This window comes from Pseudomonas sp. ICBG1301 (assembly GCF_016918385.1).
GTDB classification, from domain to species: Bacteria; Pseudomonadota; Gammaproteobacteria; order Pseudomonadales; family Pseudomonadaceae; genus Aquipseudomonas; species Aquipseudomonas palleroniana.
Window position 1 is genome coordinate 579,314 of sequence record NZ_JAEKGB010000001.1, and the last position, 25,323, is coordinate 604,636.

Sequence of the window (25,323 nt, forward strand, 5' to 3'; positions counted from 1 at the left end):
CTCACTCCAGCAACCGCCGGAACTCGTCGATCGGCAACGGCCGGCTATGCAGATACCCTTGGAACACGTGACACCCCAGCAGTTGCAGGAATGCCAGCTGTTCCGGGGTTTCCACGCCTTCGGCAATCACCTTCAGGTTCAGGCTGCGCGCCATGGCCACAATGGCGCGGATGATTTCCGCGTCGTTGGGGTCATGGGTTGCGTCGCGCACAAAGGATTGATCGATCTTCAGCGTATCCACCGGCAAGCGTTTGAGGTAAGTCAGCGATGAATAGCCGGTGCCAAAGTCGTCCATCGCAAAACTGATCCCGAGTTTTTTCAGGCGACGCATCTTGGCGACGGTGTCGTCCAGGTTCTGGATCACGATGCCTTCCGTGATTTCCAGCTTCAGCAGGCTGTAGGGCAGTTGGTGCTGCCTGAGGCTGTACTCAACCTGCTCAACGAAGTCGTTCTGGCGAAACTGTCGAGGGCTGATGTTGACGCACAGGCTGAAGTTGAGCGGGTCGATCAGGCGCTCGGCAATCAACTGCGCAAAGGCGGCGCACGCCTCATCGAGAATCCAGGTGCCGACCTCCAGGATCAGGCCGCTGTCCTCCAGCACTTTGATAAATTCGCTGGGAGACTGTGCGCCCAGTTGTGGATGCTGCCAGCGTACCAGGGCTTCAGCGCCGACAAGCACATTGCCCCGTGCATCCACTTGGGGTTGGTAATGCATGCTGAACTCGCCGCGTGACAGCGCCAGGCGCAGGTCAGTCTCCATGCGCTGGCGTTCACTGGCGGTTTTTTGCATGCTGTTATGGAACATCTGGGTGGTATTGCGCCCCGAATCCTTGGCCCTATACAGGGCAATGTCGGCGCGCTTGAGCAGGTCGGCCGGCGTGGAGCCGTGATCGGGAATCAGCGCCACGCCGATGCTCGGCGTGACCTGCAAGCGGTGGCCATCCAGGAACATCGGCTCCGAAAGCAATTCGCGCAAGGTATCGGCCAGCTCCTGTACCTGAGCGCTGACCTCCATTCGCGTGCCGTCCAGGCCACTGAGCAGCACCACAAACTCATCGCCGCCCAGGCGCGCCACCGTATCCTCCATGCGCACGCTGGCTTCCAGGCGCGCCGTGACGATTTTCAACACGGTGTCGCCCACAGGGTGGCCGAGGGAGTCGTTGATGTGCTTGAAGTGATCAAGGTCCAGGAACAGCAAGGCACCCCGCAGGTTATGGCGCTTGAGCAGGGCGATCTGCTGGCTCAGGCGGTCCATCAACAGTGCGCGATTGGGCAGGTTGGTCAGCGGGTCGTGATAGGCCAGGTGACGAATCTGTGCCTGGGCGTTTTTCAGCAGGCTCACGTCCCGGGCCGTCAACAGCAGGCACGGGGTTTCATTCAGGGTGATGGGTTCGACCGAGACTTCCACGGCCAGTAAATCGCCACGCTTGTTGTGCCAGAGCATTTCCAGGTGATGAATACGGCCTTTGATCTGCAGCTCGGCCAGCAACGCCGTGCGCTGGTTTTCGTCGGCCCAGATGCCGATCTGGTACAGCGTCAAACCGATGGCTTCTTCGGCGCGGTAGCCGGTCAGGCGGCAGAAACCGTCGTTGACCTCGACGTAGCGGCCGGTATCGCGCTCGGTGATGGAAATGGCGTCGGGGCTGGAGTGAAAGGCTTTGGCGAACTTCTCTTCACTGGCCTTGAGGGCGGCTTCCGAACGTTGCTGCTGGGTGATGTCGCGCAAGGTGGTGACGATGCAGGGTTGGTCGCCGACTGTGATCAGCCGGCTGGAAATCATGCAGGTCAGGCTTTGGCCATCTTTGTGATGGACCACGATGGCCACATTGTTTAACGACTGTTCGCGGATCACCTGTTCGATGCGTTGCAAGCGCTTGCTGGAGTCGTCCCACAGGCCGATCTGCTCGGCGCTTCTGTCGATCACCTCGGCAGCGGTCCAGCCAAAGGTCTGGGTAAAGGCCGGGTTGATTTCGATAAAGGCGCCGCTGTCCAGGTAAGTGACACAGATCGGGTCGGGGCTGGCCTGGAACAGGCTGGCAAACTTTTCTTCGGAGGCCGTCAGGCGTTGTTCGCGTTCCACCTGATCGGTGATGTCGAGCAAGGTGCCGGCCATGCGCAGGGGCTTGCCGGCTTCATCGCGATAGAGACGGGCGCGGCTTTCCAGGTAGCGCGGGCTGCCGTCCTCCATCAGCACGCGATAGGTCATCTGGTAGTTGCCTTCCGGACCTTCGCGCAAGCTGCGGTAGGCGTTGCGCATGCCCTCGCGGTCTTCATCGGTCATCCCTTCAAAAAACGCGTCGAAAGACTCGTGAAAAGGCTTGGGCGGCAGGCCGTGCAGTTGGGCGGCGCGGGCCGAGCCGTAGAGCATGCCGCTGGGGATGTGCCAGTCCCAGGTGCCCAGTTGTGCCGAGTCCAGCGCCAGGTCAAGGCGTTCCTGGCTGTCCTTGAGCGCTTGTTCGGCGTTTTTGCGTTCGGTGGTGTCCAGAAAGGTGCTGATCAGGTAGGCCTCGCCCTCCAGCTCGACCTTTTGCGCGCTGAGGGTGCCGTCATGGATCTGCCCGTTGCTGGCGCAGAACTGCACTTCCATGGTGATCTGTTCACCTTTGCGCTGGGTAGCCTTGACCAGCGTTTCACGTTGTTCCGGGTCACGCCACAGGCCCAGTTCCAGGGTGGTGCGGCCGATGGCATCGGCTACCGGCCAGCCGAACAGCATTTCGAAATACTGGTTGGCCTCGCTGATCAGCCCGTCGGCCTGGCGGGTCAACAAGACCATGTTGGGGCACAGGTGAAACAGCGTGGCGAAACGTTTTTCGGAATGGCTCAGGGCGGTTTCCCGCTCGCGCTGTTGGGTGATTTCGCGGATCACCCCGATCATTCGGCGTCGGCCGGTTTTGTCCGGGGCCAGGCTGCCGCTGATTTCCAGCCAGTGCAGGCTGCCGTCCGGCCACTGGATACGGTGATGCATGGCCTGCTCGAATGGCTCGCCCGCCACCACGGCATGGAAGGCCCGTATCACCCGGGTGCGATCGGACGGTGCAAGCAGGTCCAGGTAATCCAGGTCCTGGGGCAGCGGTTGCCTGGGGTCAAAGCCGAACAGCGCCTGGGTGCCCCGCGACCAACTGATGCGGCCGGTGTCGATCTCCCAGCACCACGCACCCAGCCGCGCCGCGTTGAGCGCTGCCAGCAGTTGGGGCGCACTGTCCCAGCTTTGCTCGGCGTCCTTGGGGTCCAAGGCGTAGATGCGGGGCAGGGGTGGCACGGAATCGACGGGGTTGCGCATTATTCGAGGGCCTTGGCTCAATGGGCGTTCGGCGCGGTTTGGTTCAGGCCTTGAGGCCGCACGGTTTCATGCCGGTATCCCTGGCAGATCGACCTGTGCATCCAATAGGCTCATGAAAGCCCGCGCAGCGTTCGACAGCGTCCTTTCGGTGTGCACGATATAGCCTAGCTGGCGACTGAGCTGTATGCCCGGTAAAGCGATACTTGCCACCTGATCATCGAGCATAGTCCGTGGCAGCACGCTCCAGGCCAGGCCGATGGAGACCATCATCTTGATAGTTTCCAGATAGTTAGTGCTCATTGCGATGTTCGGCGTCAGGCCCTGGGCCTCGAACAGACGGCTGACGATATGGTGGGTAAAGGTATTGCCGCCGGGAAACACGGCCGGGTGGCGGGCGATGTCGGCCAGGTTGACGCTGCCGTTACTGATGAGGCTGTGCTCCGGCGCCACCACGAAATCCAGCGGGTCATCCCACACCGGCGTGGCCTTCACCACGTGGTGCGGGTCGGGTGCCAGGGTGATCACCGCCACTTCGGCACGCCCATGCAGGATTTCTTCGTAGGCCACTTCTGAATCGAGAAACTGGATATCCAGCGCGACATTGGGATATTCACGGGTGAACGTGCGCAGGATCGGCGGCAAGCGGTGCAGGCCGATATGATGGCTGGTGGCCAGCGTCAGCCGTCCGCTCACCTCGCCGGTCAGGTTGGTGAGGGCGCGACGCGTATCGTCCAGCACGTTGAGAATCTGATAAGCGCGCGGCAGCAAGGCCCGCCCGGCTTCGGTCAAACCCACTTCGCGGCCCAGGCGATCGAACAGGCGCACCTTCAATTGTTGTTCCAGCCCGGCGATACGTTTGCTGATGGCCGGTTGCGTCAGGTGCAGGCGTTCACCGGCGCCGGAGAAACTGCCGGTTTCGGCGATGGCAATAAAGGCATTGAGGTTGGCCAAGTCCATTTATGTATTCCAGTTGGTAATCCAAAGCATAAAAAATATGAATTTGAGTTATTTAATGTAGCGCCATACCATCAGCCTCACAAGCCAAAGGGTTATTGAATGTCTCAAGACCCGGGGCATAGAAAGACCGCTGATGAGGACCGACTGATGGCCGGCAAAACGCTTTACGACAAGCTTTGGGATTCCCATGAAGTGAAACGGCGCGACGATGGCTCGTCGCTGATCTATATCGACCGTCACATCATCCATGAAGTGACCTCGCCCCAAGCGTTCGAAGGCCTGCGACTGGCCGGGCGCAAGCCTTGGCGCGTCGATTCCATCATTGCCACCCCGGATCACAACGTGCCGACCACCCCCGAGCGCAAGGGCGGTATCGACGCTATTGCCGACCAGGTCTCGCGTTTGCAGGTGCAGACCCTCGACGACTATTGCGACGAATATGGCATCACCGAATTCAAGATGAATGACGTGCGTCAAGGCATCGTGCATGTGATCGGCCCGGAGCAGGGCGCCACCTTGCCCGGCATGACCGTGGTCTGCGGCGACTCCCACACCTCCACCCACGGCGCCTTCGGCGCTCTGGCCCATGGCATCGGCACTTCCGAGGTGGAGCATGTGTTCGCCACCCAGTGCCTGGTCGCCAAGAAAATGAAGAACATGTTGGTACGCGTTGAGGGCAAGCTGCCGTTCGGCGTGACCGCCAAGGACATCGTACTGGCCGTGATCGGCAAGATCGGCACCGCCGGCGGTAACGGCCATGCCATCGAGTTCGCCGGCAGCGCCATTCGTGATCTGTCCATCGAAGGCCGCATGACCATCTGCAACATGTCCATCGAAGCCGGTGCCCGCGTGGGCATGGTGGCAGCGGACGAAAAGACCGTTGAATACGTAAAAGGCCGTCCATTCGCTCCGCAAGGTGCCGATTGGGATGCCGCTGTCGAAGCCTGGAAAGACCTGGTCTCCGACGCCGATGCGGTGTTCGACACCGTGGTTGAGCTCGACGCGGCCCAGATCAAGCCGCAAGTCAGCTGGGGTACCTCGCCGGAAATGGTGCTGGCCGTCGACCAGAACGTGCCGGACCCGGCCAAGGAAACCGACCTGGTCAAGCGTGGCTCCATCGAGCGCGCGTTGAAGTACATGGGCTTGCAGGCCAACCAGGCGATCACCGATATCCAGTTGGACCGTGTGTTCATTGGCTCCTGCACCAATTCGCGGATCGAAGACCTGCGTGCTGCGGCCGTGATCGCCAAGGGCCGCAAAGTGGCCTCGACCATCAAGCAGGCCATCGTGGTGCCGGGCTCGGGCCTGGTCAAAGCGCAAGCCGAGGCGGAAGGCCTGGACAAGATTTTCCTCGAGGCCGGTTTTGAATGGCGTGAGCCGGGGTGCTCCATGTGCCTGGCGATGAACCCGGACCGCCTGGAGTCGGGCGAGCATTGCGCGTCGACCTCCAACCGTAACTTCGAAGGGCGTCAGGGCGCCGGTGGGCGTACCCACCTGGTCAGCCCGGCCATGGCTGCTGCGGCCGCCGTCAACGGTCGTTTCATCGACGTTCGCGAATTGATCTGAGGAATACCCGATGCGTGCTTTTACCCAACACACCGGCCTTGTCGCCCCTTTGGATCGTGCCAACGTCGACACTGACCAGATCATCCCCAAGCAGTTCTTGAAGTCGATCAAGCGTACCGGCTTCGGCCCCAACCTGTTCGACGAGTGGCGCTACCTGGACGTGGGCTACGCCTACCAGGACAACTCCAAGCGCCCGCTGAACAAGGATTTCGTGCTCAACGCCCAGCGCTACCAAGGCGCCAGCGTGTTGTTGGCCCGGGAAAACTTCGGTTGCGGCTCCAGCCGTGAACACGCGCCTTGGGCCCTGGAAGAATACGGCTTTCGCAGCATCATCGCGCCGAGTTACGCCGACATCTTCTTCAACAACAGCTTCAAGAACGGCCTGTTGCCGATCATCTTGAGCGATGCCGAAGTGGATGAGCTGTTCAAGCAGGTGGAGGCCGAGGAGGGCTACCAACTGACCGTTGACCTGGCCGCGCAAACCGTGACCCGTCCGGATGGCAAGGTTTACCACTTCGAGGTCGACGCCTTCCGCAAGCATTGCCTGCTTAACGGCCTGGATGACATCGGCCTGACCTTGCAGGACGGCGACGCGATTGCAGCGTTTGAGGCCAGGCACCGGGCCAGCCAGCCTTGGTTGTTTCGCGACGCGTAAACCGCTGTAGGCAGGACCGCCGCCATCGGGAGCAAGCCCCCTCCCACATTTTGAAGGTGTTCACAAAACAAAATGTGGGAGGGGGCTTGCTCCCGATGAGGCCAGAACCAACACCCCAAGGTCCATTGAGGAACCCCCCATGACCACCACCGCCCACACCCAAGTCGTGCAAAAACAATTCGGCGAGCAAGCCTCGGCCTACCTGAGCAGTGCCGTGCACGCCCAAGGCACCGAGTTCGCGCTGCTGCAGGCCGAACTGGCCGGGCAGGGCAGTGCACGCCTGCTGGACCTGGGGTGTGGCGCCGGTCATGTGAGCTTCAACGTGGCGCCGCTGGTCCAGGAAGTGGTGGCCTACGACCTGTCCCAGCCGATGCTCGAGGTGGTCGCCGCCGCTGCGAAAGACCGGGGCCTGGCCAATATCCGTACCGTACACGGCGCCGCTGAACGCTTGCCGTTTGCCGACGGCGAGTTCGACTTCGTGTTCAGTCGTTACTCGGCGCACCACTGGAGCGACCTGGGCCTGGCCCTGCGTGAAGTGCGTCGGGTGCTCAAGCCGGGTGGCGTGGCGGCGTTTGTCGACGTCTTGTCACCGGGCAGCCCGCTGTTGGACACTTACCTGCAAACCGTCGAAGTGCTGCGCGACACCAGCCACGTGCGCGATTACTCCGCCGCCGAATGGATGCGCCAGCTGAGCGAAGCCGGTTTGCATGTACGCAATAGCAGTCGCCAGCGCCTGCGACTGGAATACACCTCCTGGGTCGAGCGCATGCGCACGCCGCAGGCCTTGCGCGCCGCGATCCTTGAGCTGCAGCAGGCAATGGGCCAGGAAGTGCGCGATTACTTCGAAATTCAAGCCGACGGCACCTTCAGCACCGATGTGCTGGTGGTATGGGCCGAACGCTGATCAATTTTCCCCGACCTGCCTGCGGGCGGGTCGCTTGATGAAATGAGGAACCCATGAGCAAGCAGATTCTGATTCTCCCTGGCGACGGTATTGGTCCGGAAATCATGGCCGAAGCGGTCAAGGTTCTGGAACTGGCCAACACCAAGTACAGCCTGGGCTTCGAATTGAGCCACGACGTGATCGGCGGTGCCGCCATCGACAAGCACGGCGTGCCGCTGGCTGACGAGACCCTGGAGCGTGCTCGCGCTGCCGACGCCGTGTTGCTCGGCGCCGTCGGTGGCCCGAAGTGGGACAAGATCGAGCGTGACATCCGCCCTGAGCGCGGCCTGCTGAAAATCCGCGCGCAACTGGGCCTGTTCGGCAACCTGCGCCCGGCGATCCTCTACCCACAACTGGCCGATGCGTCGAGCCTGAAGCCGGAAGTGGTATCGGGCCTGGATATCCTGATCGTGCGTGAGCTGACTGGCGGTATCTACTTTGGCTCGCCACGCGGCGTGCGCGAACTGGACAATGGTGAGCGCCAGGCCTACGACACGCTGCCGTACAGCGAGAGCGAAATCCGCCGTATCGCCCGCGTCGGCTTCGACATGGCCCGCGTGCGCGGCAAGAAGGTCTGCTCGGTGGACAAGGCCAACGTCCTGGCGTCCAGCCAGCTGTGGCGTGAGATCGTCGAAGAAGTGGCCAAGGACTACCCGGATGTCGAGCTGAGCCACATGTACGTCGACAACGCCGCCATGCAACTGGTGCGCGCACCCAAGCAGTTCGACGTGATCGTCACCGACAACCTGTTCGGCGACATCCTGTCCGACCAGGCGTCGATGCTCACCGGTTCCATCGGCATGCTGCCGTCGGCGTCCCTGGACACCCATAACAAGGGCATGTATGAGCCGTGCCACGGTTCGGCGCCGGACATCGCGGGCCAGGGCATTGCCAACCCGCTGGCAACCATTTTGTCGGTGTCGATGATGCTGCGTTACAGCTTCAACCTGGCTGATGCGGCAGACGCAATCGAGAAAGCCGTGAGCCTGGTGCTGGATCAGGGCTTGCGTACCGGCGACATCTGGTCGCAGGGTTGCACCAGGGTTGGCACGCAAGAAATGGGCGACGCAGTAGTCGCCGCGCTGCGGAATCTGTAATCTCTCGGGCCCACTTGCAGTTGTTGCTGCAAGGCGGCCCACTTTTTAACAAGGTGTAGTTGCGATGAAACGTGTAGGTCTGATCGGTTGGCGCGGTATGGTCGGTTCCGTGCTCATGCAGCGGATGCTGGAAGAGCAGGATTTCGATCTTATTGAGCCGGTGTTTTTCACCACGTCGAACGTGGGTGGCCAAGGGCCGTCCGTGGGCAAGGATATTGCCCCGCTCAAGGACGCCTACAGCATTGAAGAGCTGAAGACCCTCGACGTGATTTTGACCTGCCAAGGCGGCGACTACACCAGTGAAGTCTTCCCCAAGCTGCGCGAAGCCGGCTGGCAGGGTTACTGGATCGACGCCGCGTCGAGCCTGCGCATGCAGGACGACGCCGTGATCATCCTGGATCCGGTGAACCGCAAGGTCATCGACCAGCAGTTGGATGCCGGCACCAAGAACTACGTCGGTGGCAACTGCACCGTCAGCCTGATGCTGATGGGCCTGGGTGGCTTGTTCGAAGCGGGCCTGGTCGAGTGGATGAGCGCCATGACCTATCAGGCGGCCTCCGGTGCCGGCGCGCAGAACATGCGTGAACTGATCAAGCAGATGGGCGCCACCCACGCTGCGGTCGCCGATCAACTGGCAGACCCTGCCAGTGCGATTCTCGACATTGACCGTCGCGTCGCCGAAGCCATGCGCAGCGATGCCTACCCGACCGAGAATTTCGGCGTGCCGCTGGCCGGTAGCCTGATCCCGTGGATCGACAAGGAACTGCCGAACGGCCAGAGCCGTGAAGAGTGGAAGGCCCAGGCCGAAACCAACAAGATCCTGGGTCGCTTCAAGAGCCCGATCCCGGTGGATGGCATCTGCGTGCGCATCGGCGCCATGCGTTGCCACAGCCAGGCGCTGACCATCAAGCTGAACAAAGACGTGCCGATCGCGGATATCGAAGCGCTGATCAGCCAGCACAACCCATGGGTCAAGCTGGTGCCGAACAACCGCGATATCAGCATGCAGGAGCTGAGCCCGACCAAAGTGACCGGCACCCTGAATGTACCGGTGGGGCGTCTGCGCAAGCTGAACATGGGCAGCCAGTTCCTTGGTGCGTTCACCGTCGGCGACCAACTGCTGTGGGGCGCGGCCGAACCGCTGCGTCGCATGCTGCGGATCCTGCTGGAGCGTTGATCGTTTGCTGCTGTTGAAGAACCCCGCGCTGGTGACAGTCGCGGGGTTTTTTATGGTTCTTGCGGGCCTTATCGGGAGCGAGCCCCCTCCCACAATTTTGATGGGTGAGCACACTCACTGTGGGAGGGGGCTTGCCCCCGATAGGGCCATTAGTCACACCGCAACCCCCAGTTTAATTGCCTCACCCCAAGCCACCCGGTAAAGTGCCGCTCCCCCCGCAATGCCCGAGGCAGCCCCCATGACCCAGACCTTTGAAATTGCCGTGATCGGCGCCACCGGCATCGTCGGTGAAGCCTTGGTGCAGATTCTCGAGGAGCTGGATTTTCCGGTAGGCACCTTGTATCTGCTGGCGGGCAGCAACTCCGCCGGCGCATCGGTACCGTTTCGCGGCAAGAACGTGCGGGTCAGGGAGGTCGATGAGTTCGACTTCAACAAGGCGCAGCTGGCGTTCTTTGCGGCCGGCCCGGCCGTCACCCTGAGTTTCGCTCCGCGCGCCACGGCGGCAGGCTGCGCGGTGATCGACCTGTCCGGGGCCTTGCCGGCCGATCAGGCGCCTCAAGTCGTGCCGCAAGCGAATGCGCATGTCCTGGAGGGTTTGAAAAAGCCCTTCCAGCTCGGCAGCCCGAGCCCGTCGGCGACGAACCTGGCGGTAGTGCTCGCACCGTTGCGCGACGTGCTGGACATTCAGCGCGTCAGCGTTACCGCCAGCCTGGCCGTATCTGCCCTGGGCCGCGAGGCCGTCAGCGAGCTGGCCCGGCAGACCGCCGAGCTGCTGAATGTGCGTCCGCTGGAGCCGCAGTTTTTTGATCGACAAATGGCCTTCAACCTGTTGGCGCAAGTCGGCACCCCGGATACCCAAGGTCATACCGCTCTGGAGAAACGCCTCGTACACGAGCTGCGAGCGGTACTGGAAACCCCTTTGCTGAAGATTTCCGCAACCTGCGTTCAAGCCCCGGTGTTTTTTGGCGATAGCCTGACTGTGTCGTTGCAGCTGGGCGCACCGGTCGACCTGGCCGTCGTCAATCGTGTACTGGACGCAGCGTCTGGAATCGAGCTGGTGGAGGAGGGTGACTACCCGACGGCGGTAGGCGATGCCGTCGGCCAGGATGTGGTGTACGTAGGACGGGTTCGCGCAGGCGTGGACGACCCTGCGGAACTAAATCTGTGGCTGACGTCAGATAACGTACGCAAGGGCTCGGCCCTCTACGCCGTAGAACTGGCGCAGTTGTTGATAAAACGCCTTGTGTAAAAGATACTTGGCGGCAATTTGTAGATTGATTCTAACTAAGCGCTATGCTTGGCCCGAAGCGCAATAGAAGTGCGTCGGTGACCTATCGGCTCGCCATGCCTTATGGCAGCGGTTACCAACCTTCTCGCAGGCCGGGGAGTGTTCAAAACAAAGGATGAGGCTATGGTTCAAGTTCGCAAACTGGTGTTAGCAATAGCGGCCGCCTCGGCGCTGTCCTCCGGTATGGCGCAGGCGCTGCAGCTTGGGGAGATGACCCTCAAGTCGAAGTTGAACCAGCCGTTGTCGGTGGAAATCGAATTGCTCGATGTCGGTGGCCTCACGGCTTCCGAGATCACGCCGAGCCTGGCATCGTCCCAGGCGTTTGTGGATGCCGGCGTGGATCGCCAGGCGTTTCTCGATGACCTGACGTTCACCCCGGTGGTCAACCCTAGCGGTCGCAGTGTCGTGCGTGTCACGTCCAGCAAGCCGCTGCCGGACTCCTACATCCGTTTCCTGTTGCAGGTGCAATGGCCTAACGGCCGCTTGATGCGTGATTACAGTGTGCTGCTCGACCCGGCCAAGTTTGATCAGCCGGCGCCGGTCGCCAGTGCACCCGCCCCGCGCTTGAGCGCACCGGCAGGCGCTGCGCCCGCTGCCAGAAAGCCCGCCCAGTACACGACCACGTCCCGCGACACTTTGTGGGAAATCGCCGAAAAGAGCCGTAATGGCGCGTCGGTCCAGCAAACGATGCTGGCGATCCAGGCGCTCAACCCCGATGCCTTTATCGATGGCAATATCAACCGCCTGAAAACCGGCCAGGTCCTGCGCCTGCCCGATCGCGTGCAAGCGACCAGCCTGCCGCAACCCAAAGCCATCGCAGAAGTGCGTGCGCAAAACGCGGCGTGGCGGGAGGGGCGTCGTACCGCGAGCCGTCAAGCCACCGGCAAGCCCCAGCTGGACGCCACCAAGCGCACCCAGGCGGGCAAAGCGCCATCGAGCACCACAGGCAAGGACAACTTGAGCCTGGTCTCGGCCGAGTCCGCGAAAAAAGGTGCCAAGGGTAAAGCGGGTGACAACCGCGGCCTGAGCGACAAGCTGGCGATGACCCAGGAAGAACTGGATACCACCCGCCGTGACAACGCCGAGCTGAAAAGCCGTGCGGCGGACCTGCAAAGCCAGTTGGACAAGCTGCAAAAGCTGATTCAACTGAAAAATGATCAATTGGCGCGTTTGCAGGCTGAAAAGGCTGACCCGGCCGCGCCTGCGCCGGCGGTAATGCCGGCGCAGTTGCCCGGCGAGCCCGCCGCTGCTCCGGCGCAGCCTGCGGCGCCCACGGCCGCCGTGACCCCGGCGCCTGAGGCGGCCAAGCCTGAAGCCAGCAAGCCTGGCACGGCACCCGCCAGCGCCGATGGAGCTTTCAACGATCTGCTGACCAACCCGATTGTGCTTGGCGTAGTGGGTGGTGCGGCAGGTTTGCTGGTGTTGCTGCTCCTGCTGCTGTGGGCACGTCATCGCAATGCCCGGCGCGAAGAAGAAAAGCACCTGCGCATGGCGCGGGCCTTGGCGGAAGAGCCGGTGTTCGCTTCGAATATCGACCAGGACCTGCCGCCTGACAGCTTCGAAGGTCTGGAAGTACCACCGCCGAGCGTCAAGCTGGCTCCAGCCCCAGCCCCAGCGGTTGAGCCTGTTGTCGCGCCGACGGTGGCGTCCGTGCTGGCCCCGCTGGCCGTGGCCGTGGCCCCGGAAAACTCCAGCGATGCGTTGGCCCAGGCCCAATCCCATATCGATCGCGGCCATCTGAACCAGGCCGCCGACATACTGGAGCAGGCGATCAAGCATGAGCCCAAGCGCAGCGATCTGCGTTTGAAACTGATGGAAGTCTACGGCCTGCAGGGTGACAAGGACGGTTTCGTCACCCAAGAGCGTCAACTGGTGGCCAATGGTCAAAACCACGCCCAGGTCGAGCAGCTCAAGAGCCGCTTCCCGGCCATGGCCGTGCTGGCGGCGGGCGTCAGTGCTGCCGTCGCGGCGGCGGCCCTGGATGCCCAGTACGTCAAGGATCTGCTGGAAGACAAGCCAACCCCAGCTCCCGAGCCAGAGCCGTTCGACACGGATTTTGACTTGAGCCTGGACGACCTGGAAGCGGCATCGCCGGCCGAGGTCAAGGCTGATCAACAGACGTTCGAGGCGCTGCTGCAACAGCAGACTGAAGCCAAGAGCAATGCGGACGATCTGTCGGACTTCGACCTGGATCTGCAGCTTGATCCGCCAGCCTCGCAGGCCGATGAAGATTTCCTTTCCGGCCTTGAAGACTCCATGAAGGACGTGCCGGCGGTCGAGCCTCCGACCCTCACGGCCGGCGCATTGGACGATTTCGAGCTGCCGGAAGACTTCGACCTGTCCCTGGAGAATGAACCTGCTGGCGCTGCGGCGACCAAGCCCGATGCCTTTGCAACTGAGCTGGGCGACGTCAACGCCGAGCTTGATCGCCTGTCCCAGACCTTGGAGCACCCGCCGATCGAGCCTTCCTTCACGGAGCAGGATGCGGCTTTGGGCAGTGATGAGCCTGAGTATGACTTCCTCTCCGGCACCAACGAGGTCGCGACCAAGCTGGACTTGGCCCAGGCATATATCGACATGGGCGATGCGGACGGCGCACGGGACATTCTGTCCGAAGTGCTCACCGAAGGTGATGAAGCCCAACGCGGTGAAGCCAAGGAAATGCTCGGGCGACTGGCCTGATCCGATCGCTGGCTTTTGCGGCTGAAGGCACTCGTTCCTTGATCGCAAAAAAAGCGCCTGGCGCGGGCCTGCTTCCTTATAATGGCGGCCTTTGCGCAACTCATCGGGCTCTCAGTTCTTGGCAAATATAGATAACGCGGCCGCCGAAATGGCGGCCGCAGGCTTTCATCGCATCGCCTTGGGCGTGGAATACAAAGGTTCGCGTTATCGCGGCTGGCAGCGCCAGGCCTCCGGTGTGCTGACCGTGCAGGAAACCTTGGAAAACGCTTTGTCGAAGGTCGCCGACTCGCCGGTGTCGCTGATGTGCGCCGGGCGTACCGACGCCGGTGTACACGCTTGCGGCCAGGTGGTGCACTTCGACACCCAGGCCGAGCGCTCGATGAAGGCGTGGGTAATGGGCGCCAATATCAATTTGCCCCATGACATCAGTGTCAGTTGGGCCAAGGTCATGCCTGCGCACTTCCATGCGCGCTTCAAGGCCATCGCTCGGCGCTACCGTTATGTGATCTACAACGATCAGATCCGCCCGGCGCACCTCAACGAAGAAATTACCTGGAACCATCGCCCGCTCGATACCGAGCGTATGGCCGAGGCTGCGCAACATCTGGTCGGCGTGCATGATTTCAGCGCTTTCCGGGCGGGACAGTGCCAGGCCAAGTCGCCGATCAAGGAAGTTCATCACCTGCGGGTGACGCGGCACGGCAAGATGATCGTGCTGGATATCCGTGCCGGCGCCTTTCTGCACCATATGGTGCGCAACATTGCCGGCGTGCTGATGACCATTGGTGCCGGTGAGCGCCCGGTGGAGTGGGCCAAGGAAGTGCTGGACAGTCGTATTCGTCGCACCGGAGGGGTAACCGCGCATCCGTTCGGCCTGTACCTGGTGGGTGTGGAGTACCGTGACGAATTCGAATTGCCGGAGCGTTTCATCGGGCCGCACTTCCTCACAGGCTTCAGCGAACTTGGCGGCTGACGCCCGGAAAAGCTTTTGTTAACATCCGGGACTTTCTCGGTCCAACCCTGAGGTTTCCACGACATGTCAGCCGTTCGCAGCAAGATTTGCGGGATTACCCGCATAGAAGACGCGCTGGCGGCAGTCGAGGCGGGGGCCGATGCCATCGGTTTTGTGTTTTACGCCAAGAGCCCGAGGGCAGTGAATGTACTGCAGGCGCGGGCGATCATCGCTGCGCTGCCGCCATTTGTGACCACGGTGGGGTTGTTCGTCAACGCCAGCCGTTGCGAACTCAACGAGACCCTGGATGCCGTGCCGCTGGACATGCTGCAGTTTCACGGTGACGAAAGCCCGGACGAATGCGAGAGCTACCAGCGCCCTTATATCAAGGCGCTGCGCGTCAAGGCCGGGGATGACATCGCAGCTGCGTGTGCCGCCTATACCGGCGCGCGCGGGATTCTCCTGGACACCTATGTTGAAGGCGTGCCCGGCGGGACCGGTGAAGCATTCGACTGGTCGCTGATTCCTGAAGGGCTGAGCAAGCCGATTATCCTGGCCGGAGGGCTCAATCCCGCGAATGTCGGGGCGGCAATCGAGCAGGTTCGGCCCTATGCCGTGGATGTCAGTGGCGGCGTGGAGCAGGGCAAGGGCATCAAGGATCACAGCAAGATTCGCGCATTCATGCAGGCTGTGCGCAACAGCAGTGGCGGGATGTGACGGCTGGCAGTCTGCCGCCGTCCATAACTACCACTGTGTAAAACAGCCCGGCGCCGCCTGTGGGTGGCCCGGAAATGAAGTGGCAACCCTGCACTGGCAGGTTGTCTGGAAGGCTGAGGATACAGGCCGGAAATGGCAGGTCGAGCGTCTGACCCCGTCCAGTCTGTGTCATCGCCACATATGAATTTAGCTCAAGGGCATACGCGGGGCTGTGTTCAAGCCACCGGTACTGGAGAAAGAAAGCATGAGCAACTGGTTAGTAGACAAACTGATCCCTTCGATCATGCGTTCCGAGGTGAAGAAAAGCTCGGTTCCTGAAGGTCTGTGGCACAAATGCCCGTCCTGCGACGCGGTGTTGTACCGTCCCGAGCTGGAAAAGACCCTGGACGTTTGCCCCAAGTGCAACCACCACATGCGTATTGGCGCTCGCGCCCGCATCGATATCTTCCTGGACGCCGATGGTCGTGCCGAGCTGGGTGCAGACCTGGAGCCGGTTGACCGTCTCAAGTTCCGCGACGGCAAGAAGTACAAGGACCGCCTGACCGCTGCGCAGAAGCAGACCGGTGAGAAAGACGCATTGGTTTCCGTCAGCGGTAAGCTGCTGGGCATGCCGGTGGTCGTTTCGGCCTTCGAATTCTCCTTCATGGGCGGCTCCATGGGCGCCATCGTTGGCGAGCGCTTTGTTCGTGCCGCCAACTATGCCCTGGAAAATCGCTGCCCGATGATCTGCTTCGCCGCCTCGGGTGGTGCACGCATGCAGGAAGCCCTGATTTCCCTGATGCAAATGGCCAAGACCTCGGCGGTGCTGGCGCGTCTGCGTGAAGAAGGTCTCCCGTTCATCTCCGTGCTGACCGACCCGGTCTACGGCGGTGTATCCGCCAGCCTGGCGATGCTGGGTGACGTGATCGTCGCAGAACCCAAGGCCTTGATCGGGTTTGCCGGCCCGCGCGTTATCGAGCAGACCGTACGCGAAAAACTGCCGGAAGGCTTCCAGCGCAGTGAGTTCCTGCTGGAGCACGGTGCGATCGACCTGATCATCCCGCGCGGTGAACTGCGTCCACGCCTGGGCAACCTGCTGGCACAAATGATGGGCCTGCCGACGCCAGTGTACGTCGCGCCTAAAGTTGAACCTGTCGTGGTTCCGCCGGTGCCGGCAAACCTATGACCCAGCGTACCCTGGGCGAATGGCTCGCCTACCTTGAGCAGTTGCATCCGTCCGCCATCGACATGGGCCTGGAGCGCTCGCAACAGGTAGCGGGCCGCCTGGGGTTGGGCCGGCCGGCACCGCGTGTGATCACGGTGACCGGCACCAACGGCAAAGGCTCTACCTGTGCCTTTGTCGCGGCGTTGCTGCAAGCTCAAGGGCTGAAGGTCGGCGTGTACAGCTCGCCACACTTGCTGCGTTACAACGAGCGGGTGCAGATCGAGGGTGTCGAAGCCACTGACGAGCAGCTCTGCGAAGCGTTCGCTGCGCTGGATGCGGGGCGTGGCGAGATTTCCCTGACCTATTTCGAGATGGGCACCCTGGCGGCGTTCTGGCTGTTCGAGCGTGCGCAGTTGGATGTGGTGGTCCTCGAGGTTGGCCTGGGTGGGCGTCTGGACACGGTCAACGTGGTGGATGCCGACCTGGCGCTGGTGACCAGCATTGGCGTGGATCACGCCGATTACCTGGGTAACACCCGCGAGTCCGTGGCCTTTGAGAAGGCCGGGATCTTCCGCCAGGGCAAACCTGCCCTGTGCGGTGACCTGGACCCACCGCATACCTTGCTGGACAAGGTGCGTGAGCTGGATTGTCCGTTTTTCCTGCGTGGCCGTGAATTCAATCTCGAAGTAGGTGCTGAGCATTGGCAGTGGCGCGGGCGTGATGCGCGGGGTCAAGCCGTAGAGCTGCGCGACCTGCCGCTGCTGAACTTGCCGATGGAAAACGCAGCCCTCGCGCTGCAGGCCTATCTCTTGCTGGATCTGCCCTGGGATGCCCGGCAGATCGCCGAGACCTTGCGGGCGACCCGTGTGGTCGGGCGTCTGGATCGTCGTGCGTTCGACTGGGAGGGTAAGCGCCTTAACCTGCTGCTGGATGTGGGGCATAACCCGCATGCGGCGCAATACCTGGCGCAGCGTCTGGCGCGTGATCTGCCTGCCGGTCGTCGCCTGGCGGTGTTCGGGCTGTTGGCCGACAAGGATCTGGACGGTGTGGTTGCGCCTTTGTTGGACAGCGTCCAGGCTTGGGCGGTAGCGCCGCTGGATACCCCGCGCAGCCGTCCGGCCAACGAATTGGCGGTCGCGTTGCAGAACCTTGGCGCGCCAGTGGCGTCGTATGCAAGCGTCACTGCCGCGCTCGAAGCGCAATGTGCGGTGGCTACGGCCGAGGACGAGATTCTGTTGTTCGGATCATTTTATTGTGTTGCCGAGGCGCTCGAGTGGTTGTCCCGGCGCTCCACGGAGGAAGCTGCACATGGCATTACTGGATAGCGCATACAAGCAGCGAATGGTTGGAGCCCTGGTGCTGGTAGCGTTGGCGGTGATTTTCCTGCCGATGCTGTTTTCCCGTCAGGATGAAGAGCGTCAGGTGGTTATCGAGGCGCCCGCTGCGCCGCAGGCGCCGGTGATGCCGCAGGTTCAGGTCGAACCGGTGGTGGTGCCGGAGCCGCAGGCGTTGCCTGAAGAAGAGCCCGTGCCGAGCGACGCTGAGGTGGCGGCTCAACAGGCGCCGACACAGCAGGCACCGACCATGCCGGTACAGCCAAGCGTGCCCGTGGCCAAGCCGGCACCGGCTCCAGCGGCGCCCGTGGTGGCGGCCAAGCCTGCTGCGCCTGCGCCGGCACCCAAGCCGGTTGTGCCGCAGCCTGCCGCACCCGGCAAACCGGATGTGGGCCAGAGCCGTATCGATCCGAATGGCTTGCCGGTCAGTTGGTCGATTCAAGTGGCCAGCCTGGGCAATCGTGAAGGCGCCGACGCCTTGCAGAAGAAGCTGCGCAGCCAAGGCTATAACGCCTATATCCGTAGCGCCGACGGCAAGAATCGCGTGTTTATCGGCCCGCTGATCGAGCGCGCCGAGGCGGATCGCCTGCGCGACCTGCTGGACCGCCAGCAGAACCTCAAGGGGTTCGTCACCCGTTTCCAGCCTGAGCGCGGCTGATTACGGCTGGAAATGCAGTCAAGTGTGGGAGGGGGCTTGTTCCCGATAGTGGTGTGTCAGTTCAGATTTTTTGACTGACCCAGCGCCATCGGGAGCAAGCCCCCTCCCACAGTGCTTTTGGGGCGGGGTTGAAATGCGGCCTTTGCATCACCAACTATTGTTTTGCAAAGCACGCGCAATCACCGCTTACCGATAGCCCGACGCTCTGCTAAAATGCGCCGCCTTATCCGTATGTAGGCTGCACTGTGGCATTTACCTGGGTTGATTGGGCGATCGTTGCAATCGTCGCCATCTCCGCTTTGATCAGTCTGAGCCGCGGCTTCGTAAAAGAAGCATTGTCGTTGCTGACCTGGATCATCGCAGGAGTCGTAGCCTGGATGTTCGGCGGTTCATTGTCGGTCTACCTGGCCGGATACATCGAGACACCTTCGGCTCGCGTCATCGCGGGCTGCGCCATCATGTTCATCGCCACGCTGCTGGTGGGAGCAATGGTCAATTATCTTATTGGCGAGTTGATACGTGTCACCGGCCTCTCCGGGACCGATCGATTTCTCGGCATGGCCTTCGGTGCCGCGCGTGGCGCGTTGCTGGTGGTCGTGGCGGTCGGGCTGTTGAGCCTGGGGCCGGTACAGCAGGATTCGTGGTGGCAGGAGTCGGTACTCGTGCCAAAATTTCTATTGGTTGCAGATTGGTCCAAGAACCTCATATTGGGGTGGAGCAGTCAGTGGCTGGCCAGCGGAATCAGCGTACCCGCTGATCTTCCGTTCAAGGAGCACCTCTTACCGGCCAAAACGCCTCAGTAAGTTGTGTTCAGTCAAGATTCATTAAGTAGGGGTTGCGTCGCATGTGTGGCATCGTCGGTATCGTCGGTAAGTCGAACGTCAATCAGGCGCTGTATGACGCGCTAACCGTCCTCCAGCACCGCGGCCAGGACGCTGCCGGTATTGTGACCAGCCATGACGGCCGGTTATTCCTGCGCAAGGACAATGGCCTGGTGCGTGACGTGTTTCACCAGCGTCACATGCAGCGCCTCGTTGGGCACATGGGCATTGGCCATGTGCGTTACCCGACGGCCGGTAGCTCGACTTCGGCCGAAGCTCAACCGTTCTACGTCAACTCGCCATACGGCATTACGCTGGCGCACAACGGTAACCTGACCAACGTCGAGCAACTGGCCAAGGAGATCTACGAATCTGACCTGCGCCACGTCAACACCAGCTCTGACTCGGAAGTGTTGCTCAACGTGTTCGCTCACGAGCTGGCCCAGCGCGGCAAGCTGCAGCCGACCGAAGAAGACGTGTTCGCCGCCGTCACCGACGTGCACAACCGTTGTGTCGGTGGTTATGCGGTCGTGGCCATGGTCACCGGTTATGGCATCGTCGGTTTCCGCGACCCCCATGGTATCCGTCCGATCGTATTCGGCCAGCGTCATACCGACGAAGGCGTCGAGTACATGATCGCTTCCGAAAGCGTGTCCCTGGACGTGCTGGGCTTCACCCTGATCCGCGACCTGGCACCGGGCGAAGCGGTGTACATCACCGAAGATGGCAAGCTGCACACCCGCCAGTGCGCGGTTGCCCCGAAACTCACTCCGTGCATCTTCGAACACGTCTACCTGGCGCGCCCGGATTCGATCATCGATGGCGTTTCGGTTTACAAGGCACGCCTGCGCATGGGCGAGAAGCTGGCCGAGAAGATCCTGCGTGAGCGTCCTGAGCACGACATCGACGTGGTCATCCCGATTCCCGATACCAGCCGTACCGCTGCGCTGGAGTTGGCCAACCACCTGGGCGTCAAGTTCCGCGAAGGTTTTGTGAAGAACCGCTACATCGGCCGTACCTTCATCATGCCGGGGCAGGCGGCGCGCAAGAAGTCGGTGCGCCAGAAGCTCAACGCCATCGAGCTGGAGTTCCGCGGCAAGAACGTCATGCTGGTGGATGACTCCATCGTGCGTGGCACCACCTGCAAGCAGATCATCCAGATGGCCCGCGAAGCCGGTGCGAAGAACGTGTACTTCTGTTCCGCTGCGCCAGCCGTGCGTTACCCGAACGTGTACGGTATCGACATGCCGAGCGCTCACGAGTTGATCGCCCATAACCGCACCACCCAGGATGTGGCTGACCTGATCGGCGCCGACTGGCTGATCTACCAGGACCTGCCGGACCTGATCGAAGCGGTTGGCGGTGGCAAGATCAAGATCGAGCAGTTCGACTGTGCCGTGTTCGACGGCAAGTACGTGACCGGTGATGTCGACGAGGCTTACCTGAACAAGATCGAGCAGGCGCGTAACGACTCCTCGAAGATCAAGACCCAGGCGGTCAGTGCGATCATCGATCTGTACAACAACTGAGTAGACACCGGCCCTGAGGGGCCGGTTTTGTATCTTAAATAAAGCATTGAGTAAGGAGTCGCAGCATGAGTCAGGAATGGGATGCCGGTCGGTTGGACAGCGACCTCGATGGCGTAGCTTTCGATACCCTGGCTGTGCGCGCCGGTCAGCACCGCACCCCGGAAGGTGAGCACGGTGACCCGATGTTCTTTACCTCCAGCTACGTATTCCGCACGGCTGCCGACGCGGCTGCGCGTTTTGCCGGTGAAGTGCCGGGCAATGTGTATTCGCGTTATACCAACCCGACCGTCCGTGCGTTCGAAGAGCGTATCGCGGCGCTGGAAGGTGCCGAGCAGGCGGTGGCCACGGCGACTGGCATGGCCGCCATCCTGGCGGTGGTGATGAGCCTGTGCAGTGCCGGCGACCACGTGCTGGTATCACGCAGTGTGTTTGGTTCGACCATCAGCCTGTTCGAAAAGTACTTCAAGCGCTTCGGTATCGAAGTGGACTACGTGCCTCTGGCGGACCTGTCCGGTTGGGATGCGGCGATCAAGCCCAACACCAAACTGCTGTTCGTCGAGTCGCCATCCAACCCGCTGGCCGAGTTGGTGGACATTGCCGCGTTGTCCGAGGTGGCGCATGCCAAGGGCGCGATGCTGGTAGTCGACAACTGCTTCTGTACCCCGGCGTTGCAGCGGCCGTTGAAACTGGGCGCGGACATCGTCGTGCATTCGGCCACCAAGTTTATCGATGGCCAAGGCCGTTGCATGGGTGGCGTGGTAGCGGGGCGCAGTGAGCAGATGAAAGAAGTGGTGGGCTTCTTGCGCACCGCTGGCCCGACCCTGAGTCCTTTCAACGCCTGGATCTTCCTCAAGGGCCTGGAAACCCTCAATCTGCGCATGAAGGCCCATTGTGCCAACGCCCAGGCCCTGGCCGAGTGGCTGGAGCAGCAGGCAGGGATCGAGAAGGTGCATTACGCCGGCCTCAAGAGCCACCCGCAGCACGAGTTGGCCCAGCGCCAGCAGCGTGGTTTCGGCGCCGTGGTGAGCTTCGAAGTGAAGGGCGGCAAAGAGGGCGCCTGGCGCTTTATCGATGCCACGCGCCTGATCTCCATCACTGCGAACCTGGGTGACAGCAAAACGACTATTACTCATCCGAGCACCACCTCCCACGGCCGCCTGGCGCCGCAGGAGCGTGAGGCGGCGGGCATCCGTGACAGCCTGATTCGCATCGCGGTGGGCCTGGAAGACGTGGCCGACCTGCAGGCGGACCTGGCTCGCGGGCTGGCAGCCTTGTGATCGAGTGGTCCATGGAAGCCGCGGTCGCCAGTAATGGGCGTGTCGCGCTGGTCACCGGCGCGGCGCGGGGAATCGGCCTCGGGATCGCCGCCTGGCTGATCAGCGAGGGCTGGCAGGTGGTCTTGACCGATCTGGACCGCGAGCGTGGGTCCAAGGTGTCCAAGGTGCTGGGCGAAAATGCCTGGTTTATCAGCATGGACGTGGCTGACGAGAAACAGGTCGCCCAGGGTGTCGCCGAGGTGTTGGGGCAGTTTGGTCGCCTGGACGCGTTGGTGTGCAACGCGGCGGTCGCCGACCCGCGCAATAGCACGCTGGAAAGCCTGGATCTGGCGTATTGGAATCGTGTGCTGGCGGTAAACCTCAGTGGGCCGATGTTGTTGGCCAAGCATTGCGCGCCGTACCTGCGTGCCCATGGTGGCGCCATCGTCAACCTGGCATCGACCCGGGCGCGTCAATCCGAACCGGACACCGAGGCCTATGCGGCGAGCAAGGGTGGCCTGCTGGCGCTGACTCACGCTTTGGCGATGAGCCTGGGGCCGGAAGTGCGAGTCAATGCCGTCAGCCCAGGCTGGATCGATGCGCGTGATCCTGCCGCACGGCGTGCCGAGCCCCTGACCGATGCCGACCATGCTCAACATCCGGCGGGCCGGGTCGGTACGGTGGAGGATGTGGCGGCGATGGTCGCGTGGCTGCTGTCGCGCCAGGCGGGGTTCGTTACCGGGCAGGAGTTTGTGGTGGATGGCGGTATGAGCAAGAAGATGATTTATAGCGAGTAGGGCAGGTGGCCGGCTTGAAGTAATTTTGTCTTTTTCAGAAAAACTTCAAGCGGGCTATTGACTTAGGTCCGTTACCTGCGTAAATTTCGCGGCCTCAACGAAGCAAAGGGTGATTAGCTCAGCTGGGAGAGCATCTGCCTTACAAGCAGAGGGTCGGCGGTTCGATCCCGTCATCACCCACCACTTCTTGAGAGTTTTGCCTTGGGGCAAGACGCAACGTTAAAGGTTGCACCGACGCGCAGCGGTAGTTCAGTCGGTTAGAATACCGGCCTGTCACGCCGGGGGTCGCGGGTTCGAGTCCCGTCCGCTGCGCCATATTTTCCAGGTCCGATGTGTCGGGCTTGAGATCGAACAGCCAAGGCTGATTGATCAGATGTTCCAAGACAGTTGAGGTTTTGCCTTGGCTGGTCAAGCGATACGCAGCGGTAGTTCAGTCGGTTAGAATACCGGCCTGTCACGCCGGGGGTCGCGGGTTCGAGTCCCGTCCGCTGCGCCATATCTGCCTCAAGGCCCACTGAACGCCTTGAAGCACAAAGAAAGCCTCTGGCTACTTTGATCCGATAGCAAAGACCCTGGTCGAAAGACCGGGGTTTTTTGTTTCTGCGATTTGGAAAACTGCCCGAAGAGCCGGCGAGCCGGCTCTCACTGTGCTGTCAGAACCCCAGCTTATCCCGCAGCCCGTAGTACCAGGCCCCGAGTGCCGCAAACGGCGTGCGCAGTAGTTGTCCGCCCGGAAATGGGTAGTGCGGCAGGTCGGCAAACGCATCAAAACGCTCTGCCTGGCCTTTCAATGCCTCGGCCAATACCTTGCCTGCCAGGTGCGTGTACGTCACCCCATGGCCGCTGCAGCCCTGGGAATAGTAGATGTTGTCGCCCAGGCGCCCGACCTGCGGCAGTCGGGAGAGTGTCAGCAGGAAATTGCCGGTCCAGGCGTAGTCGATTTTCACATCCTTGAGCTGCGGAAAGGCCTTGAGCATCTTCGGTCGGATGATCGCTTCGATGTTCGCCGGATCGCGTGCTCCATACACCACGCCGCCGCCGAAGATCAGGCGCTTGTCGCGGGTGAGACGGTAATAGTCGAGCAGGTAGTTGCAGTCTTCTACGCAGTAGTCCTGCGGCAGCAGTGTCTTCGCCAGCTCATCGCCCAGTGGTGCCGTGGTGATGACTTGAGTGCCGCAGGGCATCGACTTGGCCGCCAGCTCCGGCACCAGGTTCCCCAGATAGGCGTTACCCGCGACAATGATGAATTTGGCCCTGACCTTGCCCTCGGCGGTATGCACTACCGGGTTGGCGCCGCGCTCGATGCGCACCGCCGCCGACTGTTCATAAATGACGCCCCCCAGGGACTCGACGGCCGCAGCTTCTCCCAATGCAAGGTTGAGTGGGTGGATATGCCCGCCACTCATGTCCAGCATGCCACCCACATAGTTGTCACAGGCCACCACGTCGCGAATGCGGCGTTCGTCCAGCAATTCCAGCTGAGTGTGGCCGAAGCGTTCCCACAGGCGCTTCTGCGACTCCAGATGAGCCATGTGCTTGCTGTTGAGTGCGGCGAACACGCCGCCGTCCTTCAAGTCGCACTGGATCTGATACTTGGCCACGCGCTCGCGAATGATCTTGCCGCCTTCGAATGCCATTTGTCCCAGCAACTGGGCTTGCCTGGGGCCGACACTGCGCTCGATCACATCGATGTCACGGCTATAGCTGTTGACGATTTGCCCGCCATTACGACCCGAGGCGCCGAACCCCACTTTGGCGGCCTCCAGCACCGTCACGCGAAAACCGTTTTCCAGCAGGAACAGCGCGCTGGAAAGACCGGTGTAGCCGGCGCCGATCACGCATACATCGGTTTCGACTTCGCCTTGCAACGTCGGACGAGGCGGGACCGCATTGGCGGACGCTGCGTAATACGACTGGGGGTAGGGGGTGTTCGCCATCCTGGAACCTCTGTTTTATATTTTTTACGAGTGCTCCGATCCTACCTGAGTTGAAAATTGCCTGCCAGCCACCGAAAAACCATGGGCATACCCGCCGCAAATAAAAAATTCGCATATTCATAGGGTTAGCTGCAAAAAAGATGTTGACACCCCTCCGGAATTCCGTAGAATGCCGCCTCACAGCAGGCACGTAGCTCAGTTGGTTAGAGCACCACCTTGACATGGTGGGGGTCGTTGGTTCGAGTCCAATCGCGCCTACCAAACAAAATCCGCTCTGCTGGGCGGTCTGGAAGGGCTCACCGAAAGGTGAGCCCTTTTTTGTTGTCCGCGATTTGCACAGCGCTCGCAAACACCCACCTCAGAACGCCAGTTCGCGCCCGTCTCCAGGTACTCGATCAATGATTGGGGAATTCGACAGCGGCATATATGAATCAGGCGCTACCGGGTACGCCCTTGGAATCAACCAGGGCTGGTCTTGATACTGGGCACGACGGTCGGATTACCCGCATAACCTGCACCGCTATACGGATCCC

General features: G+C 61.5%; 19 protein-coding genes and 4 tRNA genes. 20 read left to right on the plus strand and 3 right to left on the minus strand.

Annotation, left to right across the window (positions count from 1 at the left end; translation table 11 throughout):
* Nucleotide 1: 1 nt before the first annotated feature.
* On the minus strand, nt 2-3,280 hold the full coding sequence (locus tag JBE38_RS02670) for an EAL domain-containing protein (protein ID WP_205343502.1): 3,279 nt from the start codon (nt 3,278-3,280) through the stop codon (nt 2-4).
* 66 nt (nt 3,281-3,346) lie between these two features.
* The gene (locus tag JBE38_RS02675; RefSeq protein ID WP_104994330.1) at nt 3,347-4,237 is read right to left on the minus strand and encodes a LysR family transcriptional regulator; all 891 of its coding nucleotides are present in this window, start codon (nt 4,235-4,237) and stop codon (nt 3,347-3,349) included.
* A gap of 147 nt (nt 4,238-4,384) precedes the next feature.
* Here JBE38_RS02675 and leuC point away from each other — a divergent pair, with 147 nt between their 5' ends.
* The 19 genes from leuC (at nt 4,385) to JBE38_RS02770 (ending at nt 23,349) form a co-directional block, all read left to right on the plus strand.
* On the plus strand, nt 4,385-5,803 hold the full coding sequence (gene leuC / locus JBE38_RS02680; protein ID WP_060755790.1) for a 3-isopropylmalate dehydratase large subunit: 1,419 nt from the start codon (nt 4,385-4,387) through the stop codon (nt 5,801-5,803).
* Nucleotides 5,804-5,813: 10 nt separating this feature from the next.
* Entirely contained in the window at nt 5,814-6,458 is a 645-nt protein-coding gene (gene leuD / locus JBE38_RS02685) for a 3-isopropylmalate dehydratase small subunit (RefSeq protein WP_060755789.1), read from the plus strand.
* A 139-nt stretch (nt 6,459-6,597) separates the two neighbouring features.
* Complete coding sequence (locus JBE38_RS02690; protein WP_104994328.1) at nt 6,598-7,362, plus strand: class I SAM-dependent methyltransferase; 765 nt, start codon at nt 6,598-6,600, stop codon at nt 7,360-7,362.
* 53 nt (nt 7,363-7,415) lie between these two features.
* The gene (gene leuB, locus JBE38_RS02695) at nt 7,416-8,498 is read left to right on the plus strand and encodes a 3-isopropylmalate dehydrogenase (protein WP_205343503.1); all 1,083 of its coding nucleotides are present in this window, start codon (nt 7,416-7,418) and stop codon (nt 8,496-8,498) included.
* Between the two features lie 64 nt (nt 8,499-8,562).
* The gene (gene asd, locus JBE38_RS02700) at nt 8,563-9,675 is read left to right on the plus strand and encodes an aspartate-semialdehyde dehydrogenase (RefSeq protein ID WP_025856452.1); all 1,113 of its coding nucleotides are present in this window, start codon (nt 8,563-8,565) and stop codon (nt 9,673-9,675) included.
* 238 nt (nt 9,676-9,913) lie between these two features.
* Nucleotides 9,914-10,924, plus strand: a complete 1,011-nt coding sequence (locus JBE38_RS02705) for an aspartate-semialdehyde dehydrogenase (RefSeq protein ID WP_205343504.1) — start codon at nt 9,914-9,916, stop codon at nt 10,922-10,924.
* A gap of 162 nt (nt 10,925-11,086) precedes the next feature.
* A complete protein-coding gene (locus JBE38_RS02710; protein ID WP_205343505.1) occupies nt 11,087-13,645 on the plus strand; it encodes a FimV family protein in 2,559 nt (852 codons plus the stop codon).
* A 148-nt stretch (nt 13,646-13,793) separates the two neighbouring features.
* Nucleotides 13,794-14,618, plus strand: coding sequence for a tRNA pseudouridine(38-40) synthase TruA (gene truA / locus JBE38_RS02715; RefSeq protein ID WP_060755784.1), 825 nt, complete (start codon nt 13,794-13,796; stop codon nt 14,616-14,618).
* A gap of 63 nt (nt 14,619-14,681) precedes the next feature.
* The gene (locus JBE38_RS02720) at nt 14,682-15,314 is read left to right on the plus strand and encodes a phosphoribosylanthranilate isomerase (RefSeq protein WP_205343506.1); all 633 of its coding nucleotides are present in this window, start codon (nt 14,682-14,684) and stop codon (nt 15,312-15,314) included.
* Nucleotides 15,315-15,558: 244 nt separating this feature from the next.
* Nucleotides 15,559-16,479, plus strand: coding sequence for an acetyl-CoA carboxylase, carboxyltransferase subunit beta (gene accD / locus JBE38_RS02725; protein WP_205343507.1), 921 nt, complete (start codon nt 15,559-15,561; stop codon nt 16,477-16,479).
* The gene (gene folC, locus JBE38_RS02730; protein ID WP_205343508.1) at nt 16,476-17,783 is read left to right on the plus strand and encodes a bifunctional tetrahydrofolate synthase/dihydrofolate synthase; all 1,308 of its coding nucleotides are present in this window, start codon (nt 16,476-16,478) and stop codon (nt 17,781-17,783) included. Before accD ends, folC begins: the two co-directional genes overlap by 4 nt.
* Nucleotides 17,767-18,450 (plus strand): SPOR domain-containing protein, encoded by a 684-nt coding sequence (locus JBE38_RS02735; protein ID WP_205343509.1) that lies wholly within the window; start codon nt 17,767-17,769, stop codon nt 18,448-18,450. Before folC ends, JBE38_RS02735 begins: the two co-directional genes overlap by 17 nt.
* A 245-nt stretch (nt 18,451-18,695) precedes the next feature.
* The gene (locus JBE38_RS02740; RefSeq protein ID WP_060755779.1) at nt 18,696-19,253 is read left to right on the plus strand and encodes a CvpA family protein; all 558 of its coding nucleotides are present in this window, start codon (nt 18,696-18,698) and stop codon (nt 19,251-19,253) included.
* Nucleotides 19,254-19,294: 41 nt separating this feature from the next.
* A complete protein-coding gene (gene purF / locus JBE38_RS02745) occupies nt 19,295-20,800 on the plus strand; it encodes an amidophosphoribosyltransferase (protein ID WP_017737850.1) in 1,506 nt (501 codons plus the stop codon).
* A gap of 65 nt (nt 20,801-20,865) precedes the next feature.
* Entirely contained in the window at nt 20,866-22,077 is a 1,212-nt protein-coding gene (locus tag JBE38_RS02750) for an O-succinylhomoserine sulfhydrylase (protein WP_205343510.1), read from the plus strand.
* A gap of 11 nt (nt 22,078-22,088) precedes the next feature.
* Nucleotides 22,089-22,853, plus strand: a complete 765-nt coding sequence (locus JBE38_RS02755) for an SDR family oxidoreductase (RefSeq protein ID WP_161549918.1) — start codon at nt 22,089-22,091, stop codon at nt 22,851-22,853.
* Between the two features lie 107 nt (nt 22,854-22,960).
* Nucleotides 22,961-23,036 (plus strand) — tRNA-Val (locus tag JBE38_RS02760).
* Between the two features lie 55 nt (nt 23,037-23,091).
* A tRNA-Asp gene (locus JBE38_RS02765) sits at nt 23,092-23,168 on the plus strand.
* Nucleotides 23,169-23,272: 104 nt separating this feature from the next.
* A tRNA-Asp gene (locus JBE38_RS02770) sits at nt 23,273-23,349 on the plus strand.
* Nucleotides 23,350-23,506: 157 nt separating this feature from the next.
* Here the strand turns inward: JBE38_RS02770 and JBE38_RS02775 are convergent.
* Nucleotides 23,507-24,790, minus strand: a complete 1,284-nt coding sequence (locus JBE38_RS02775) for an NAD(P)/FAD-dependent oxidoreductase (protein WP_060755776.1) — start codon at nt 24,788-24,790, stop codon at nt 23,507-23,509.
* Between the two features lie 184 nt (nt 24,791-24,974).
* Between JBE38_RS02775 and JBE38_RS02780 the strand changes: the two genes are divergently transcribed.
* Nucleotides 24,975-25,051: transfer RNA gene (locus JBE38_RS02780), tRNA-Val, on the plus strand.
* Nucleotides 25,052-25,323: the final 272 nt, after the last annotated feature.

Excerpts from the sequence above, each read along its gene's own strand:
- JBE38_RS02775 (WP_060755776.1), bottom strand. The coding sequence starts at position 24,790 with ATGGCGAACACCCCCTACCCCCAGTCGTATTACGCAGCGTCCGCCAAT.
- folC (WP_205343508.1), top strand. The coding sequence starts at position 16,476 with ATGACCCAGCGTACCCTGGGCGAATGGCTCGCCTACCTTGAGCAGTTG.
- JBE38_RS02735 (WP_205343509.1), top strand. The coding sequence starts at position 17,767 with ATGGCATTACTGGATAGCGCATACAAGCAGCGAATGGTTGGAGCCCTG.
- JBE38_RS02690 (WP_104994328.1), top strand. The coding sequence starts at position 6,598 with ATGACCACCACCGCCCACACCCAAGTCGTGCAAAAACAATTCGGCGAG.
- JBE38_RS02720 (WP_205343506.1), top strand. The coding sequence starts at position 14,682 with ATGTCAGCCGTTCGCAGCAAGATTTGCGGGATTACCCGCATAGAAGAC.
- JBE38_RS02705 (WP_205343504.1), top strand. The coding sequence starts at position 9,914 with ATGACCCAGACCTTTGAAATTGCCGTGATCGGCGCCACCGGCATCGTC.
- JBE38_RS02755 (WP_161549918.1), top strand. The coding sequence starts at position 22,089 with ATGGAAGCCGCGGTCGCCAGTAATGGGCGTGTCGCGCTGGTCACCGGC.
- JBE38_RS02750 (WP_205343510.1), top strand. The coding sequence starts at position 20,866 with ATGAGTCAGGAATGGGATGCCGGTCGGTTGGACAGCGACCTCGATGGC.
- JBE38_RS02675 (WP_104994330.1), bottom strand. The coding sequence starts at position 4,237 with ATGGACTTGGCCAACCTCAATGCCTTTATTGCCATCGCCGAAACCGGC.
- JBE38_RS02710 (WP_205343505.1), top strand. The coding sequence starts at position 11,087 with ATGGTTCAAGTTCGCAAACTGGTGTTAGCAATAGCGGCCGCCTCGGCG.
- purF (WP_017737850.1), top strand. The coding sequence starts at position 19,295 with ATGTGTGGCATCGTCGGTATCGTCGGTAAGTCGAACGTCAATCAGGCG.
- leuB (WP_205343503.1), top strand. The coding sequence starts at position 7,416 with ATGAGCAAGCAGATTCTGATTCTCCCTGGCGACGGTATTGGTCCGGAA.
- accD (WP_205343507.1), top strand. The coding sequence starts at position 15,559 with ATGAGCAACTGGTTAGTAGACAAACTGATCCCTTCGATCATGCGTTCC.
- leuD (WP_060755789.1), top strand. The coding sequence starts at position 5,814 with ATGCGTGCTTTTACCCAACACACCGGCCTTGTCGCCCCTTTGGATCGT.
- asd (WP_025856452.1), top strand. The coding sequence starts at position 8,563 with ATGAAACGTGTAGGTCTGATCGGTTGGCGCGGTATGGTCGGTTCCGTG.
- truA (WP_060755784.1), top strand. The coding sequence starts at position 13,794 with ATGGCGGCCGCAGGCTTTCATCGCATCGCCTTGGGCGTGGAATACAAA.
- leuC (WP_060755790.1), top strand. The coding sequence starts at position 4,385 with ATGGCCGGCAAAACGCTTTACGACAAGCTTTGGGATTCCCATGAAGTG.
- JBE38_RS02670 (WP_205343502.1), bottom strand. The coding sequence starts at position 3,280 with ATGCGCAACCCCGTCGATTCCGTGCCACCCCTGCCCCGCATCTACGCC.